This window comes from Saprospiraceae bacterium (genome assembly GCA_016709995.1).
Taxonomy (GTDB): domain Bacteria; phylum Bacteroidota; class Bacteroidia; order Chitinophagales; family Saprospiraceae; genus JADJLQ01.
On record JADJLQ010000003.1, the window covers coordinates 71,484 to 86,346 of the forward strand.

Here is a 14,863-nt window from a genome sequence, read left to right on the forward strand (position 1 = left end):
TAGCTATGGTAAATATTAAGCCCGATGAAATATCAGCGATTCTGACACAACAATTGTCTGGTCAAAAAACGCAAGCTGAATTGGAACAGATTGGAACTGTCCTGCAGGTTGGTGACGGTATCGCCAGGGTATATGGACTCTCCATGGTAGAAGCCGGAGAGTTGGTAGAATTTGAAAACGGCGTGCAAGCGGTCGTACTCAATCTCGAAGAAGATAATGTCGGGGTCGTATTGATGGGCCCCTGGGATGGTATCCATGAAGGTAGTGTCGTAAGAAGGACAGGAAAGATCGCTTCTATCAATGTAGGTGAAGGATTTCTCGGTCGGGTTGTAGATGCTCTGGGCAATCCTATAGATGGCAAAGGTCAGATAGCCGGCGCTACTTATTCTATGCCCCTCGAACGGATCGCTCCTGGTGTAATCTATCGTCAGCCTGTCAACGAACCATTGCAGACAGGGATCAAAGCGATCGACAGTATGATCCCTATAGGCCGTGGTCAAAGAGAGTTGATCATCGGTGACCGACAAACAGGCAAGACAGCCATCGCTATAGACACGATCATCAATCAAAAAGAATTTTACGAAAGGGGAGAACCCGTATACTGTATCTATGTGGCTTCAGGCCAAAAATCTTCTACGGTAGCCAATGTGGCCAAAACCCTGGAAGAATACGGAGCTATGCCATACACCGTGATTGTGGCCGCTTCTGCCGCAGATCCGGCCCCTATGCAGTTTTTTGCTCCATTTGCCGGCTGTGCAATAGGGGAATTTTTTAGAGATACCGGCCGACCAGCATTGATCATTTACGATGACTTGTCTAAGCAAGCAGTAGCTTACAGGGAGGTATCCCTCCTGCTCCGTAGACCTCCCGGGCGTGAAGCATATCCTGGTGATGTATTTTATCTGCATAGCCGATTGCTGGAGCGAGCTGCCAAAATCAATAGCAATGATGATATAGCTCAAAATATGAACGACCTGCCTGAATCATTGGTCAAAGCAGGTATGGTCAAAGGTGGGGGCTCACTGACTGCTCTACCTATCATCGAGACTCAGGCAGGAGATGTATCCGCCTATATCCCAACTAACGTGATCTCTATCACCGATGGACAGATCTTCCTGGAGTCCAGTTTGTTCAATGCAGGTGTGCGACCGGCCATCAACGTAGGTATCTCGGTATCCCGCGTGGGAGGAAATGCCCAAATCAAGGCTATGAAAAAAGTGGCAGGTACACTCAAATTGGACCAGGCTCAATTTCGTGCGCTGGAAGCCTTTTCAAAATTTGGTTCCGACCTGGATGCAACTACTCAAGCTTCACTGGAGAAAGGCAAGCGTAATGTGGAGATTTTAAAGCAGCCTCAATATTCTCCGGTTTCGGTAGAAAAGCAAGTAGCGATGATCTACTTATGTACCAACAATCTACTAGCCGCTGTGCCATTAGATAAAGTGGGTGAATTTGAAGATATGTATCTGACCAACCTGGAAAAAAGATATCCGGAGACCCTGGCCGAATTAAAAAAAGGCCAATTGACTGCAGATGGTGAAAGCAAGCTCAAAAGCCTGTCTGCAGAGCTCTCAGGAATGTACCGCAAAAAATAATCTCCAATGGCTGCCAATTTAAAAGAAGTTCGGGAACGGATCAAATCAGTGATCAACACTCAGCAGATCACCAAAGCCATGAAGATGGTCTCCGCTGCCAAGTTGCGCAAAGCGCAGCAAGCCATCGTGCAGATGCGTCCGTACAATACTAAGCTCAATGATATGCTCGGTCATGTAATCACCAGCCTGGGTGGAGATGCCGAGATTAAATTGGCTAAAAAAAGAGAAGTCAAAAATGCTTTATTGATCGTGGTGACCTCCAGCAGAGGATTGTGCGGAGCATTTAATACCAATATCATAAAAAGTGCAACTGCAGCCATCGCCAGTCAATATGCAGAACAGCGCAAGTCTGGTCATCTCACCATGCTCTGTATAGGCAAAAAAGGATTGGATTATTTCAGCAAACATTATGCTGACTGTACGATCATCAGAGACCATGTCACTATGATCGAGTCTATTCAGTCAGATACTATCAATAAATTAGTTGATTCGCTGATCGCATCTTTTAATGAAGGTAAGTACGACAGTATACAGGTCGCTTATGGCAAATTTAAAAATGCTGCGACCCAGTTTCCAACCCTCGAACATTACCTACCGGTACCTAAAATTATTCTTCCAGATAAAGCCGGTAAGCTAAAAGCGGACTACATTTATGAACCAAATACTCAAACGGTATTGGAATCAATGATCCCGTCGCTGCTTAAAATCCAGATGAAGCGATATATTTTTGATACTTCCGCTTCTGAGCATGGTGCCCGAATGACTTCCATGGACAAAGCGACAGAAAATGCTGAGGATCTTTTGAAAGAATTACGAATTCATTATAACAAGGCCCGTCAGGCTACTATAACCAATGAATTGATGGAGATCGTAGCGGGTGCTGCTGCCTTGAATGGTTAATTTTCTTCAAGCAAGGATATTCTTTATCTAATATTCTTTGAGTTGCCGGTGGTTTATTACTAGGTAGCCCTTGCATACTGTCAAATAAATATTTTTGGATCTGAGGCCTGCCTTAATTCCCACATTGTGGGACTCAAATGCTTTTTCATCTCTGCACCAGAGCTGGGGTACATCTCATTCTTGAAGAAAATTAAGGGCTTGCCTTAGGAGTTTGATACCAGGGATCATGCACAGGATATAAATTAATACTCATACTATGATATTTATCTGTTTTAATCTAACTATTTTAGTGGAATATTAAATTCGATAACATAGTAGTATATGAATGTAAAATCTTTGTTTCTCCTGGTATTGATATGTTCTGCCTTAAATCTATTTGCTCAGCAAATCAGCAAAGAGGAATTGATTTTTCTCACACCGCAATGGAAAGGCGAACGTTTTTCCGATGGTAGACCTAAAGCCCCGGATGCTTTAATCCAACGATTAAAATCGGTGACCCTGGAAGAAGCATGGGCAGTACTCCGCAACGAAAACTTCAAACATCAGTACGATGACGGATGGCAGGTGATCAACCCGGACAGTGTCCTCGTAGGCAGAGCAGTTACCGCCACCTTCATGCCCGGCAGACCAGACATACACCGGGTCATAGATGACAAAGGTCATACCAGGGATGGTAGAGTCAAGTCTCAAAACTCCTGGCCGATCGATCTATTGGTAAATGGCGATGTCTACGTAGTAGATCAGTTTGGTGCTCATGAGGACGGGCCTACTATTGGCGACAACCTTGGTAATTCTATTTTTGCAAAGACTGGCCGGGGTATCGTCTATAATGGCGCCGTGCGGGATATAAATGGCCTTAAAGAATTGGGAGGGTTTACTTCCTTTTTCAGAAGTTATCATCCTTCTCATCATCTCAATAATCCGGATGGTCAACTCAATACCACCCTGGTTGGTATCAATACTCCTACGCGTATAGGCTTGGCGACGGTCATGCCGGGAGACATTGTCTTAGGCAGAGATGGTGGTGTTTTATTTATTCCTCCACATCTTTTAGAGAAAGTAGTCAAGACATCAGAGATAGTTAGATTGAGAGATATGTTTGGCCATGAACGACTGCGAGAACAAAAATATACTCCGGGCCAGATTGACAACCGATGGTCAGATGAAATAGAAAAAGATTTTTCACAATGGTTAAATGCCCATATAGACAAACTCCCGGTACCTAAAGAACAGATCCAGGAATATCTGAAGACAAGAACGTGGTGATTTGGAGGCATTTAGGCATCCCGAGACTTCGGAAGACAATAGGCAATGGGTAATAAGCAACAGCAAAAAAATAGAAAGAACCTGCGAAGTTTGATCGATAGCCGGTGCGAAAAACAACCTTGCAGGTTTATGCAAAACTGTAAATATTGAGTAAATAAAAACTTAGATTGTAATGAAAAATAAAAGACGGGAGTTTTTAGCAAAAAGCATCGCGGCTGCTGGTCTCACAGCAAGTCCCTTGCTCAGCTTTGGCAATAAATTTACCGAAGCCATACGACGCAACGAACAATATTCTTTGCCGAGTGAGATCAAAATCACCGATATTAAATGTGGATACATCCGCAATGGTCATAGTTTATTCGTCAAGATATACACAGACCAGGGTGTCTGGGGTTGCGGTGAAGGTGTAGACGCTACTCCGGGCACCTATCACCTGGTGAAAATGATGGGGCAAAGGCTCAAAGGAAAGAGCCCCCTTAATGTAAATAGACTTTTTGAGGATATTAGAAAGTCCGGATTTTTTGAAGGAGCGCAATCAGGCATGTTTGTAGCGGTATTGACAGCAGTAGAGACGGCACTTTGGGATCTGGCAGGAAAGATCCTGGGTCTGCCCGTCTATCAATTGCTGGGAGGAAAATTTCGGGATAAAATAAGGGTCTATCTTGATACTGCTTTGTATCAAAGCCAAAACCCAAAACCGGAAGAGTTTGCTGAGGCAGCTAAAAACGCGGTCAATATGGGTTTTAATGCCATCAAATTTGATGTAGACCAGGCCAATGATCCTAATAAATATGATCGATACAATTGGACAGCCAGTCCCGCCGAACTCAGGCGAATGGTCGACCAAATCTCTGCAGCCAGACAAGCTGTAGGGCCTGATATAGACATCTGCGTAGATATGCATGGCAAGTATGATGCGATCACCGGAGAGCGGGTCGCCAAGTTATTTGAACCATTGAATCTAATGTGGCTGGAAGAACCGGTGCCGGCAGAAAATCAAGAAGCCTATAAAAAAATAACTGATTCTACAAGTACTCCTATCTGCGCCGGAGAAAATCATTACCTGGCCCATGGATTTAGAAGATTATTGGAGATCGGAGCGGTCGATATCATTATGCCGGATCTGCAAAAATGTGGTGGCCTGGGAGAAGCTCAGCGTATCGCCAACCTGGCCAATCTATATTATGTGCCCTTTGCACCACATATGGTAGCTTCCTACCTCGGTGCTATGTCTTCTGCCCATGTGTCAGCCTCAGTACCTAATTTTTTGATTATGGAGTGGCAGGTTTATTTTCACACGGATCCTATGTTTAAAGATCTAGTCACCTATGATGGGGCCTGGGTAGATAAGAGTTTTATCACAGTTTCAGACAAACCAGGTATTGGCGTGGAGATCAATGAGGAAGGGATGAAAAAATATGCTACACGCGGTGTACCATTCTTTGAATAATGATGTTCCACTTTATTAATTAAGGCTTAGTTTAAAAGTGCATTGATTTTAGGCAATGAATAATTTATTGCAGTTAATTTTGTTGGTAAAAAATGGACCTTTTTCAATTAGAAGCCATTTCAATAACTCATGGATATTTTAGATGATTACTGTTCACATAACTGATAGAGAAGGAAAAGTACATGATATAGAGGCACCGACAGACCTCAATCTTAATATGATGGAGCTCGCTAAAGCCAATGAACTCCCTGTGGCAGGTACCTGTGGGGGTATGGCATTATGTGCGAGTTGTCATATGTATGTCACCAGTGATCATGATCTTCATGAGCCAAGCTATGACGAGATCCTGATGTTGGATCAGGCATTTTTCGTGGAGCAAAATAGTCGCCTAGGATGTCAAATCAAATTATCCGATGATTTGGATGGATTGGCGGTGACTTTGGCACCGGTAGGGGAGTGATTTCAAAGGATTTAGTCAACCAGGCAGCCCGTTGCTTTCCAATATAAACTGCCAATCGAGTTCGTTTCTTACCAATGCATCTATGGTGGCTGGAGGAATGTAATTTTTCCCCACTTACATTGAATGAATAAAAAAGGCGGCCATATGCCGCCTTCCAGATCTTAAGTGACTCCGCTGGGACTCGAACCCAGGGCCCATACATTAAAAGTGTATTGCTCTACCAACTGAGCTACGGAGTCTACTTTTCGTTTAAAGAGCTGCAAATATATAGCTTTTTGTCAATTCTACAATGCTATGATTGACTTAAACCCAAAAAACGAAAAAGCGTGATTTGAGATCCGATAGGATAAAACCATTGAAATAATATTCAATGTACTATCAGCGTATAATTATACCTGTTCTAAAAGGGCAGGTCTTCGTCGAAAGAATTCATACTGGCTGGAGGTGCATCAGGGAAATTGTTGTTGCGATAAGCGGCCGGTGCTGAATTAGATCCTGATCCGGCTCCAGCTCCTCCTGCTTCTCCTGAGGCTACTCTCCAGGCTTTGACATCGGTATACCATTTGCCGTTGTATTCACGACTTTCTACATCAAAGTCAATGGTGAGCACCTCGCCAGGTTCCAATTTCAGGTGATTAAGCTTGTCACCCCAGACGGATACACATACCTTTTTGGGATATTGGCCATCAGTCTCAACGACGATATCTTGTTTTTTCCATTCTCCATTTTTTCCCTGTCCGGTTTGAGCCGGGAGTACCTGGACTAATTTGGCAGTTAATTGCATTTATTAAGATTAATTAGATGTATAAATTGATTAGTTGTTCGAATAATTCTTGTTTGCCACTTTTAATAGCAGGCTCACCTAAGTCGATGGCCAGGGTTCGGAGTTGCTCGAGACCCAGTTTTCCGGATTCAAAGTCTTTGCCATGTCCTGCATCATAGGACTCATACCTTATCTTGCGCAAAGTCTCCATCGGAGAATTGGTCAATAATTGATCAGCGATGACCAGGGCCCTCGCAAAGATATCCATGCCATGGATGTGAGCTATGAATAAGTCTTCTAGATCTGTACTGTTGCGTCTGATCTTGGCATCAAAGTTAATACCGCCACCTTGTAAACCGCCTGCTCGAAGGATGACCAGCATAGCCTCCACAGTCTCATAAAGATTTATGGTAAACTGATCGGTATCCCAGCCGTTTTGATTGTCACCTCGGTTAGCATCAATGCTGCCCAACATGCCGGCATCAGCCGCCGCTTGAAGTTCGTGTTCAAAAGTATGTCCTGCGAGAGTCGCATGATTGACTTCTACATTGAGTTTAAAATCCTTGTCTAGATCATGGGCCCTAAGAAAACCGATCACTGTCTCCGCATCATAGTCATACTGATGTTTGGTGGGCTCCATAGGTTTGGGCTCAATAAAGAAATTACCTTTAAATCCTTTTGCGCGCGCATAGTCCCTGCTGATCTGTAAAAACCTGGCCAGGTGCTCCTTCTCGCGATGCATGTCGGTGTTGATGAGGGACATATATCCTTCACGCCCACCCCAAAACACATAGTTTTCTCCTTCCAGGGCAATAGTAGCATCCAAAGCATTTTTTACCTGAGTGGCGGCATAAGTCAAGACCTGAAAATCAGGATTGGTCGACGCTCCATTCATGTACCTGGGATGAGAAAAAAGATTGGCTGTCCCCCATAGTAATTTCACTCCAGATTCTTTTTGTTTCGATTTGGCATAATCAACGATGGCCTGTAGCCTGCGTTCGGATTCTGCGATGGAATCACCTTCTTCGATCAGATCAAAATCATGAAAACAATAGTAAGGGGCACCAAGCTTGGTGATGAATTCAAAAGCTGCGTCCATCTTATGTTGTGCACAGTTGATGGCATCCGTACCATGGATCCAGGGCATTGGCCTGGTCACCGAGCCGAATGGATCTGCATTGCCATTGCAGAAGCTGTGCCAATAGGCCACCGCAAACTTGAGGTGATCTTCCATGCGTTTGCCTCTGACTACCCGGTTGGGTTCATACCATTTGAATGCGAGCGGATTTTTGGAGGAGGCCCCTTCAAATCCTATCTTTGGAATACCTTTAAAGTACTCCTGATTTCCTAAAGTTATTTTTGTCATCGTACATTATTTGTTTTTTCTTTCAGAGATTATAATTTTAATGTTTGGCGTACCCATATTTTCGTGCGGATTGGAGGGATTGGCCAGGGTGAGTTCTATATGATTTAGTTTTTTTGGCATGAGCGTGGTGTACTCAGCAGGTTTTTCAAAATGAATCTGATCTATTTTTTGGCTAAAAAAAGTTTTGAAATCACCTTTTACATTAAGATGTTTTATAATCAAGGTATTGGATTCACCTTCGAGAGGCAGGTCGAGAAAAACTACATTATTCGGCACCGGGTAGCCTGTCGAGTAAAGGAGTCTGCCATTGAGCCATGCCATAAAGGCGTCATCAGAGCCAAAGGCAAAAATGTAACTCGTTGGTGTGGAAGCCAATATATTCATCAGATAATAATAAGTCTGCATAGGCTCCAGTTTGCGATTGATATACTGGCCTTGCTCCAGGTTATACACTTCGTCCCACAGTTTTCCTTCAGGGCCCCAGGGAGCGCCAGGCACAGCCCAGCTCAATGCACCAATTTGCGAAGCCATATTAAGACCTGTGTAAGGGCCTTGTGTGAAAATATTGCTCGGTATGGCTGCAAATGACTGATCTGCATGTCTAAAGGTCTTGTATTTGCTGAGATCTATCTGTTCGATATGCTCATTGATTTTCAGGTTGAGCACTTTGTCCTTTTCCTGTTGGGTATAGAATAAGGTGATATCATAAGGGATCTCTTTTGGGGCAGAGATATCCCAACTCATGGACACCAGGGAGGGAGCAGTCGCGTAATAATTGGAACCATCTGTACTCCAGCCAAGATTGGCATGAGTATAATTGAGCTCGTATACGTTTTGGGTATTGGTGCTGGTCACCCGGGCTGGTACCATATCAAGATCACCTTCATATTGAATTTTAAAGGAAGTAGATGGATCAAACTGTAAGGGAGCCAGACCTAAGTCAAATGTGTAGGTGGCACCTGATTTTGATATACCCAGCTCTGTGAAGGGTGTCACCATGCCAACGGCTCCTGTCACGATATTATTTAGTCCGTACAGTAATATTTTCCCTTCGTCAGGAGTAGACATTACATGAGCATAGATATTGCCATGGTTATAGGTAAGTCCTCCCCAGGATTTGTCGCCACCCGGCAATGGTCTGGTATCATATATTGCTTCTGCATTGCCAGCATCAATCCAACTGCCAATATATTCAATCACTTGTTTTTCAAAATCTTGGATGGATCCATCTCCTTTAGGTCCAATATTGAGCATATAATTTCCTCCCAGATACACCGTCTTGATCATTTTACCCAAGTGTTCGACTGCTTTAGCTTTGGCATTGCCTATTGGCTGCCATGATCGGTATCCCCAGGTATTGTCATAAATAGAATTGACGGACTGCCATGGGGTCTCATACTTCATATCCCCGTTGACATTGTCGGGTGATACTATAAAATCACCTTGCCCGTTGCCTATCCTTCCTCCGATCATACAATCTGGTTGTAAGCTTTTTACGAGGTCGCGGATTTCTTTACTTTGTTGTAGGGTCAAACTACCCATATCAAACCAAATTTCACTGAGATCGCCATAATTACTACAGAGTTCTCTTACCTGGAGGAGATTGGCTGCATGCAAGGCCGGGGCAATTGTATCTGCATTATGACTCGAGATGGTAGTAGCTCCTTCCTTGGCATTCCAATCTATCAATGAAAAATAAACCCCAAATCCCAATCCCGCTGCATGACAAGCATCTGACATCTCTTTCAGTATATCTCTTTTAAAAGGCGTGCTGGCTATGGAAAAGTCTGATTGCTTAGTATCAAACATATTGAATCCATCATGATGCTTGGCCGTGAAAATCACACTTCTAAATCCGCCCCGCCTGGCCAATTGAGCGATCGAGTCTGCGCTGAACTGCACAGGGTTAAAGTTTAATGCCATTGCCTGGTATTCCGCAGGAGGGATAGCGGCATGAGCCATGATCTGCTCACTATAACCTTTAGTCACCGGCTGTCCCTGGTACATACCTCCAAGCATAGCATATGGACCAAGATGGACCATCATACTGAGTTTTTGATCTTTCCAGTGGCTAGTGGTAGCAGATTCGAAAGTGCTACTAGTACTTTTAATGGATAAGGGATCTTTTTTACAAGATATGCATGCCAGGATAACAGTCAATAATATGGCAAGATTAAGTTTATTCATAATGCTTCGAGAGTATTCAATTTTTGTTTCCATGGTTCATACAATTCTTTTAATTGGATATGATTGATAGGGTCGGGTAATATTTCTTCAATTTTCTGCAGGGATGAAAACGCATTGTCTACAGTATAATACCCACTCCCTATGCCCGCACCGCGAGCTGCTCCGGTGGCCCCATCCGTGTCATAAAACTCCAGGGGCACATTGATCAAGTCACTAAACATCTGCCTGAACACAGGACTCAAAAACATATTGGCTTTGCCGGCTTTGATGGTCTTGGGTTGAAGCCCATTTTCTTTGAGAATATCAGTGCCGTAATGTAAGGCAAAGACGATGCCTTCCTGAACTGCCCTGGATACATGACTTAAACTATGTCGGTTAAAATCAAGATTTAATAATTGGGCCCCAACCATTTTGTTTTTGAGCATCCGTTCTGCGCCATTACCAAAAGGAAACATCGTCAACCCTGCTGAACCCATAGGCGCCATACTGGCGAGGTCATTTAATTTTTCATAAGACATATCCCCGTTGTGGTTCAATAATTTTTTTATCCAGGAGTTGGCTATGCCGGTTCCATTGACACACAATAATACACCGATACTGGGCTGCTCACTGCTATGATTGACATGAGCAAATGCATTGACCCGCGACGCAGGGTCGGTACTTAGATGCTCTTGTATACCGTAGACCACCCCACTGGTGCCTGCGGTAGTCGCTATTTCACCAGGCTTCATTACATTTAGTGAAAAAGCATTGTTAGGTTGGTCACCTGCTCTATAAGTCACTGGTGTTCCTGGTTTCAGTCCCAGCTCTTTGGCCACTTCTGTCATCACAGTACCTTGTACAGAAAAGGTAGGTCTGATAGTCGGAGTCCAAGACAACGGGATATGATATAAATCGAATAATTCTTTAGAGAGGGATTCGTTCTTAAAATCCCAAAACATCCCCTCACTCAGAGAAGAAATCGTAGTGTTGATTTCTCCGGTGAGTTTAAAATTGATAAAATCTCCGGGCAACATAAATGCATGAATCCTGGCTGCGATATCTGGCTCGTTCTCTATGACCCACCTCAATTTGGATGCAGTAAAATTGCCTGGAGAATTAAGTAAGTGACTTAGGCAAAAGGTGCTGCCGATGCTTTCAAATGCTTTATCCCCAATAGACACAGCTCTGCTGTCACACCAGATGATAGAAGGCCTGAGAGTCTGACCAGCTTTGTCTAGCAGCACCAATCCATGCATTTGATAGCTAATACCAATAGCTGCTATGGAACTGCCATCAATCCCGGTCTGGTGAATTAATTTTTTAATAAGAGTTTTGATCTCCAGCCACCATTGATTTGGTTCCTGTTCAGCCCAGCCGGAATGCCTGGCTATCATTCCCATTTCCTGATCAGGTACGGAAGCAGACCCTACCCTTTTCTGAGTATCTGCCTCTATCAGTGAAGCCTTGATAAACGAGCTTCCTAAGTCAATTCCAAGAAAGTACATATTAAGTCCGCAAAAATACTATTATATAACCAACCCTGAGAGCATCGACCCTTCAAAATTGGGTTCAGAGATTCCAGAAAGCTGTCAGAAATCAGTGCAGGATGCATAGAGGTGCCAAAAGCCTTTGTATTTTGGGGCCGTGCAATCTACCTCCGCCCCTCGTGATATCAAGATCATTTTTGCTTTCGCATCTATCTATATCATCTGGGGATCAACTTATCTGGGTATTTACTATGCGATCCAGTCGATACCTCCGTTGATGATGGCTGGTATACGATTTGTGGTCGTCGGGATCATATGGTATCTGATCACGAAGTTGTACTACAAAGAAAGTTTTAACTATCATCTTTGGAGGTTTGGAGCTATCTCCGGTTTTTTATTGTTTTTTATAGGAAATGGTGCTGTGGTATTGGCTGAGCGACACCTCCCTACTGGCCTGGTCTCCATACTTGCAGGTACAGTACCTTTTTGGCTCTTGATCATGGACGCCCGGTCTGGTATGAGTCGATTCAAAAATCCTCTGACCTGGCTGGGGCTCATCATTGGATTTGCAGGGGTATTCATATTGTTTAGTGACAAAATCAATTTCAATAATCATACCCCGGGGCTGACTTCGAGTTTAATAACCATGGTGATTGGGGCGATCTCATGGGCTTTGGGCACCCTGTATTCAAAATATAGTGAAGTAAGGGGTTCTACTTTGGCCAAGGTCTCTGTGCAGGCTTTAACCTCTGGTTTATTTTTATTGATAGGTGCAGCCTATACGGGTGAGTTTAGTGATTTTCACTTCAGCCAGGTTACAGCTGTGTCATGGGGCGCTTTGGCTTACCTGATTTTGTTTGGCTCTATGATGGGATATTTTTCTTATTTATGGTTATTGTCCAAAGTATCAGCGCATGCGGTGGGTACCTACGCTTTTGTCAATCCGATGGTGGCGGTGGCTCTAGGGACTCTGATCGCCGGCGAATTATTTGTGGTGAGAGAGTATATCGCATTAATTGCTATTATCCTGGGGTTGGTGGCCCTGTATTTTAGTAAAAAGTATTAGACGCTTGATCCCAGGGACTGAGGATTACTTTAATTAATTAAGGTTGCCTCTTCAAGATTCCACTACGCAGGTTAATTTAAGATTTCGATTTCGCTGACGAATAACCATGGAGCGGCAGGATTTTCTGGTTGTAAACCTCCTTCATTTTCGATTAATATTTTTATGTACCTGGCTGATTTATTGATCTTAGGAATGGAAAGTGAAAGTAACTGTGAGTTTGTATTTTGAATAGATTCAGGAAAATATTGTTTGAATAATTTAAACGAGCCGTCTGGCTGATCTGAGCCGTAGATTAAAATTGATTTTGGTTGGTAGATCGAAGCAGATGCTTGGTGGATCGTATAGATATTGATGCTCCTGATCTCAAGATCTTTTCCCTGGTCGAAGATGACCTCCAGGTGCTGACCCTGATAGCCTAACCATTTGCCGGACTTCAGATTTTTATCTCCTTTGACGCCATCACAGAGTTGGATTCCACCTTCATTGAGAAACTCAGGACTGGGCGTGGTGAGGAGATCGACCTCATACTTTGCCTTAGAATAGAGCTCATCTTTGACGAATCCAACCCTGCCGTCCGGACTGATCGCTGCAGCTAATAAAGGTGACCCCGAAGTGAGCCGGAGAGGTGAAGTATACAGATTGGTAGATGCAGAGGGCAGCGTATAATTTTGTGAATAATGTATGGTCGCATCCGGATTGTTGGTGGAGAGGTAGATGGTCAGGCTGTCTACAAATGGTTTGCCTTCGGGACTGATAGTCACCTGCGGAATATCCTGGTAAAAACCAATCTCTGCTATGTTTGGGGTAAGTCTAAATTCCGAAAAAATCATCCGTACTTTATTAGTCATGATATAAGGAAAGCGGATCAATCGTTTGTAACCTATGGTAGTGCCTGATACTTTGGTCACCCAACTATCATTTTCATAGACCTCTAGTTGAAATCCGCTGACACGCTGACCAAATTCGATTTGTTCACTTAAGCTTAAGATATTGAACCAAATCGGTTTGGGCCATTCAAAATGCAGATATGGGGTATTATTGGATGCATCAGGAGCCCAATACGTATTCATTTTACCATCTAAGACTCTGGAAGGCGGATGATTAAAATTAAATTCATTGTCACTTACTTCTGCCTGTGAGCCCAGATTTTGAGAAAAAATCTGCTTAAGGCTATAATTAAATACTTTAAGAATAGTAGCATCTTTCTCGGGAATCAACCCATTTTTGTCAGGTGGAATATTGAGCAGCAAAGCACTGTTTTTTCCTATGGAGTTGAAATAGATATCCAATAATTTTTCGGGTGATTTGACTTGCCCATCCTCTGCAGCATGATAGAACCAACCTGGTCTGATGGATACATCGACTTCGGATGGGTACCATTTTAAGGCATATGCCTGGGCGAGTTGATTGATGCTGGCGATCTCTTCTGCAGTCTCTTTGATGGCAGGTTTGATGATATTGTCCTGCGCATCTGTGGGAGTAAGTTGGATGCTGTCTGCTATGGGTATCACGCTCCATTCTGTATCCCTGCCGTACCCGGTCTCCGTACCCACCCAACGAATGTCAGGACCCATCACTGCTATGACAGCTTGAGGTTGTAAGTCTCGTACTATGCTGTAAAAAGATCCCCAATCATAGATTTGCTTTTTACCGTTCGGCCCCTCACCCACAGCCCCATCAAACCAAACCTCCGATATAGGACCATAGTTGGTTAAGAGTTCACGCAACTGGCTTCTGAAATATTCATTGTAGGCATCGGATCCATATCGGGGTTCATGCCGATCCCACGGGGAGAGATAGACACCAAGGGGCATATTTTGTTTGACACAGGCATCGGCTAACTCTTTGATCACATCGCCCTGGCCGTTTTTCCATGGGCTGCTTTTGACACTATGACTGGTAAAAGCACTGGGCCAAAGACAGAATCCATCGTGGTGCTTGGCAGTAATGATCACCTGTCGGAACCCTGCTTCTTTGAGTACCGATACCCACTGTCCTGCATCGAGTTTGGTGGGATTAAAAAGAGCCGGGTCTTCATTGCCATCGCCCCATTCCTTGTCAGTAAATGTATTGATGCCAAAATGCAAGAATGCCGTAAGCTCACGTTGTTGCCAGGACAGTTGTCGAGAAGTCGGCACCACATGGGCTGCTTTTAGGAGGATGGCTTCTTTGGTGTCTGTGGTGGAGATAGATACCAGGTTGGCAAAAGGACTTTGCTCAAAATAGATATTGCAAGAAGGTACCGTGATGAGTAAAATGAGAACGATCCAGGTTTGATATTTTGGCATGTTTGATGTCAAAAATAAGGAATCGTGGGGGAAGACGGGGCGGTATTAAAGTC

General features: G+C 43.8%; 11 protein-coding genes and 1 tRNA gene. 6 read left to right on the top strand and 6 right to left on the bottom strand.

The genetic code is table 11. The annotated features are described in order from the left end of the window. Positions 1-5 precede the first annotated feature (5 nt). From IPJ09_19520 to IPJ09_19540, 5 genes are all read left to right on the top strand, one after another. Positions 6-1,595 (top strand): F0F1 ATP synthase subunit alpha, encoded by a 1,590-nt coding sequence (locus tag IPJ09_19520; GenBank protein ID MBK7373582.1) that lies wholly within the window; start codon positions 6-8, stop codon positions 1,593-1,595. A gap of 6 nt (positions 1,596-1,601) precedes the next feature. Beyond that, entirely contained in the window at positions 1,602-2,495 is an 894-nt protein-coding gene (atpG, locus tag IPJ09_19525) for an ATP synthase F1 subunit gamma (GenBank protein MBK7373583.1), read from the top strand. A gap of 321 nt (positions 2,496-2,816) precedes the next feature. Further along, a complete protein-coding gene (locus IPJ09_19530; GenBank protein ID MBK7373584.1) occupies positions 2,817-3,761 on the top strand; it encodes an RraA family protein in 945 nt (314 codons plus the stop codon). A 172-nt stretch (positions 3,762-3,933) separates the two neighbouring features. After that, on the top strand, positions 3,934-5,211 hold the full coding sequence (locus IPJ09_19535) for a mandelate racemase/muconate lactonizing enzyme family protein (GenBank protein MBK7373585.1): 1,278 nt from the start codon (positions 3,934-3,936) through the stop codon (positions 5,209-5,211). Between the two features lie 142 nt (positions 5,212-5,353). After that, the gene (locus IPJ09_19540) at positions 5,354-5,671 is read left to right on the top strand and encodes a 2Fe-2S iron-sulfur cluster binding domain-containing protein (protein MBK7373586.1); all 318 of its coding nucleotides are present in this window, start codon (positions 5,354-5,356) and stop codon (positions 5,669-5,671) included. A gap of 166 nt (positions 5,672-5,837) precedes the next feature. Here IPJ09_19540 and IPJ09_19545 read toward each other — a convergent pair. The 5 genes from IPJ09_19545 to IPJ09_19565 all read right to left on the bottom strand — a co-directional run bounded on the left by IPJ09_19545 (position 5,838) and on the right by IPJ09_19565 (position 11,474). Next, positions 5,838-5,910: transfer RNA gene (locus IPJ09_19545), tRNA-Lys, on the bottom strand. A 161-nt stretch (positions 5,911-6,071) separates the two neighbouring features. After that, complete coding sequence (locus IPJ09_19550) at positions 6,072-6,455, bottom strand: DUF3127 domain-containing protein (protein ID MBK7373587.1); 384 nt, start codon at positions 6,453-6,455, stop codon at positions 6,072-6,074. Between the two features lie 13 nt (positions 6,456-6,468). Beyond that, positions 6,469-7,800, bottom strand: coding sequence for a xylose isomerase (xylA, locus tag IPJ09_19555; GenBank protein MBK7373588.1), 1,332 nt, complete (start codon positions 7,798-7,800; stop codon positions 6,469-6,471). 6 nt (positions 7,801-7,806) lie between these two features. Then, entirely contained in the window at positions 7,807-9,987 is a 2,181-nt protein-coding gene (locus tag IPJ09_19560; GenBank protein ID MBK7373589.1) for an alpha-L-fucosidase, read from the bottom strand. After that, positions 9,984-11,474, bottom strand: a complete 1,491-nt coding sequence (locus tag IPJ09_19565; GenBank protein ID MBK7373590.1) for a carbohydrate kinase — start codon at positions 11,472-11,474, stop codon at positions 9,984-9,986. The genes IPJ09_19560 and IPJ09_19565 overlap by 4 nt, the downstream gene beginning before the upstream one ends. Before the next feature lie 139 nt (positions 11,475-11,613). Here IPJ09_19565 and IPJ09_19570 point away from each other — a divergent pair, with 139 nt between their 5' ends. Continuing rightward, on the top strand, positions 11,614-12,522 hold the full coding sequence (locus IPJ09_19570; protein MBK7373591.1) for an EamA family transporter: 909 nt from the start codon (positions 11,614-11,616) through the stop codon (positions 12,520-12,522). Between the two features lie 71 nt (positions 12,523-12,593). On the opposite strand, the gene IPJ09_19575 is transcribed toward IPJ09_19570, so the two are convergent. Further along, on the bottom strand, positions 12,594-14,810 hold the full coding sequence (locus IPJ09_19575) for an alpha-L-fucosidase (protein MBK7373592.1): 2,217 nt from the start codon (positions 14,808-14,810) through the stop codon (positions 12,594-12,596). Between the last annotated feature and the right edge of the window lie 53 nt (positions 14,811-14,863).

Excerpts from the sequence above, each read along its gene's own strand:
- IPJ09_19520 (MBK7373582.1), top strand. The coding sequence starts at position 6 with ATGGTAAATATTAAGCCCGATGAAATATCAGCGATTCTGACACAACAA.
- xylA (MBK7373588.1), bottom strand. The coding sequence starts at position 7,800 with ATGACAAAAATAACTTTAGGAAATCAGGAGTACTTTAAAGGTATTCCA.
- IPJ09_19565 (MBK7373590.1), bottom strand. The coding sequence starts at position 11,474 with ATGTACTTTCTTGGAATTGACTTAGGAAGCTCGTTTATCAAGGCTTCA.
- IPJ09_19535 (MBK7373585.1), top strand. The coding sequence starts at position 3,934 with ATGAAAAATAAAAGACGGGAGTTTTTAGCAAAAAGCATCGCGGCTGCT.
- IPJ09_19530 (MBK7373584.1), top strand. The coding sequence starts at position 2,817 with ATGAATGTAAAATCTTTGTTTCTCCTGGTATTGATATGTTCTGCCTTA.
- atpG (MBK7373583.1), top strand. The coding sequence starts at position 1,602 with ATGGCTGCCAATTTAAAAGAAGTTCGGGAACGGATCAAATCAGTGATC.
- IPJ09_19540 (MBK7373586.1), top strand. The coding sequence starts at position 5,354 with ATGATTACTGTTCACATAACTGATAGAGAAGGAAAAGTACATGATATA.
- IPJ09_19560 (MBK7373589.1), bottom strand. The coding sequence starts at position 9,987 with ATGAATAAACTTAATCTTGCCATATTATTGACTGTTATCCTGGCATGC.
- IPJ09_19575 (MBK7373592.1), bottom strand. The coding sequence starts at position 14,810 with ATGCCAAAATATCAAACCTGGATCGTTCTCATTTTACTCATCACGGTA.
- IPJ09_19550 (MBK7373587.1), bottom strand. The coding sequence starts at position 6,455 with ATGCAATTAACTGCCAAATTAGTCCAGGTACTCCCGGCTCAAACCGGA.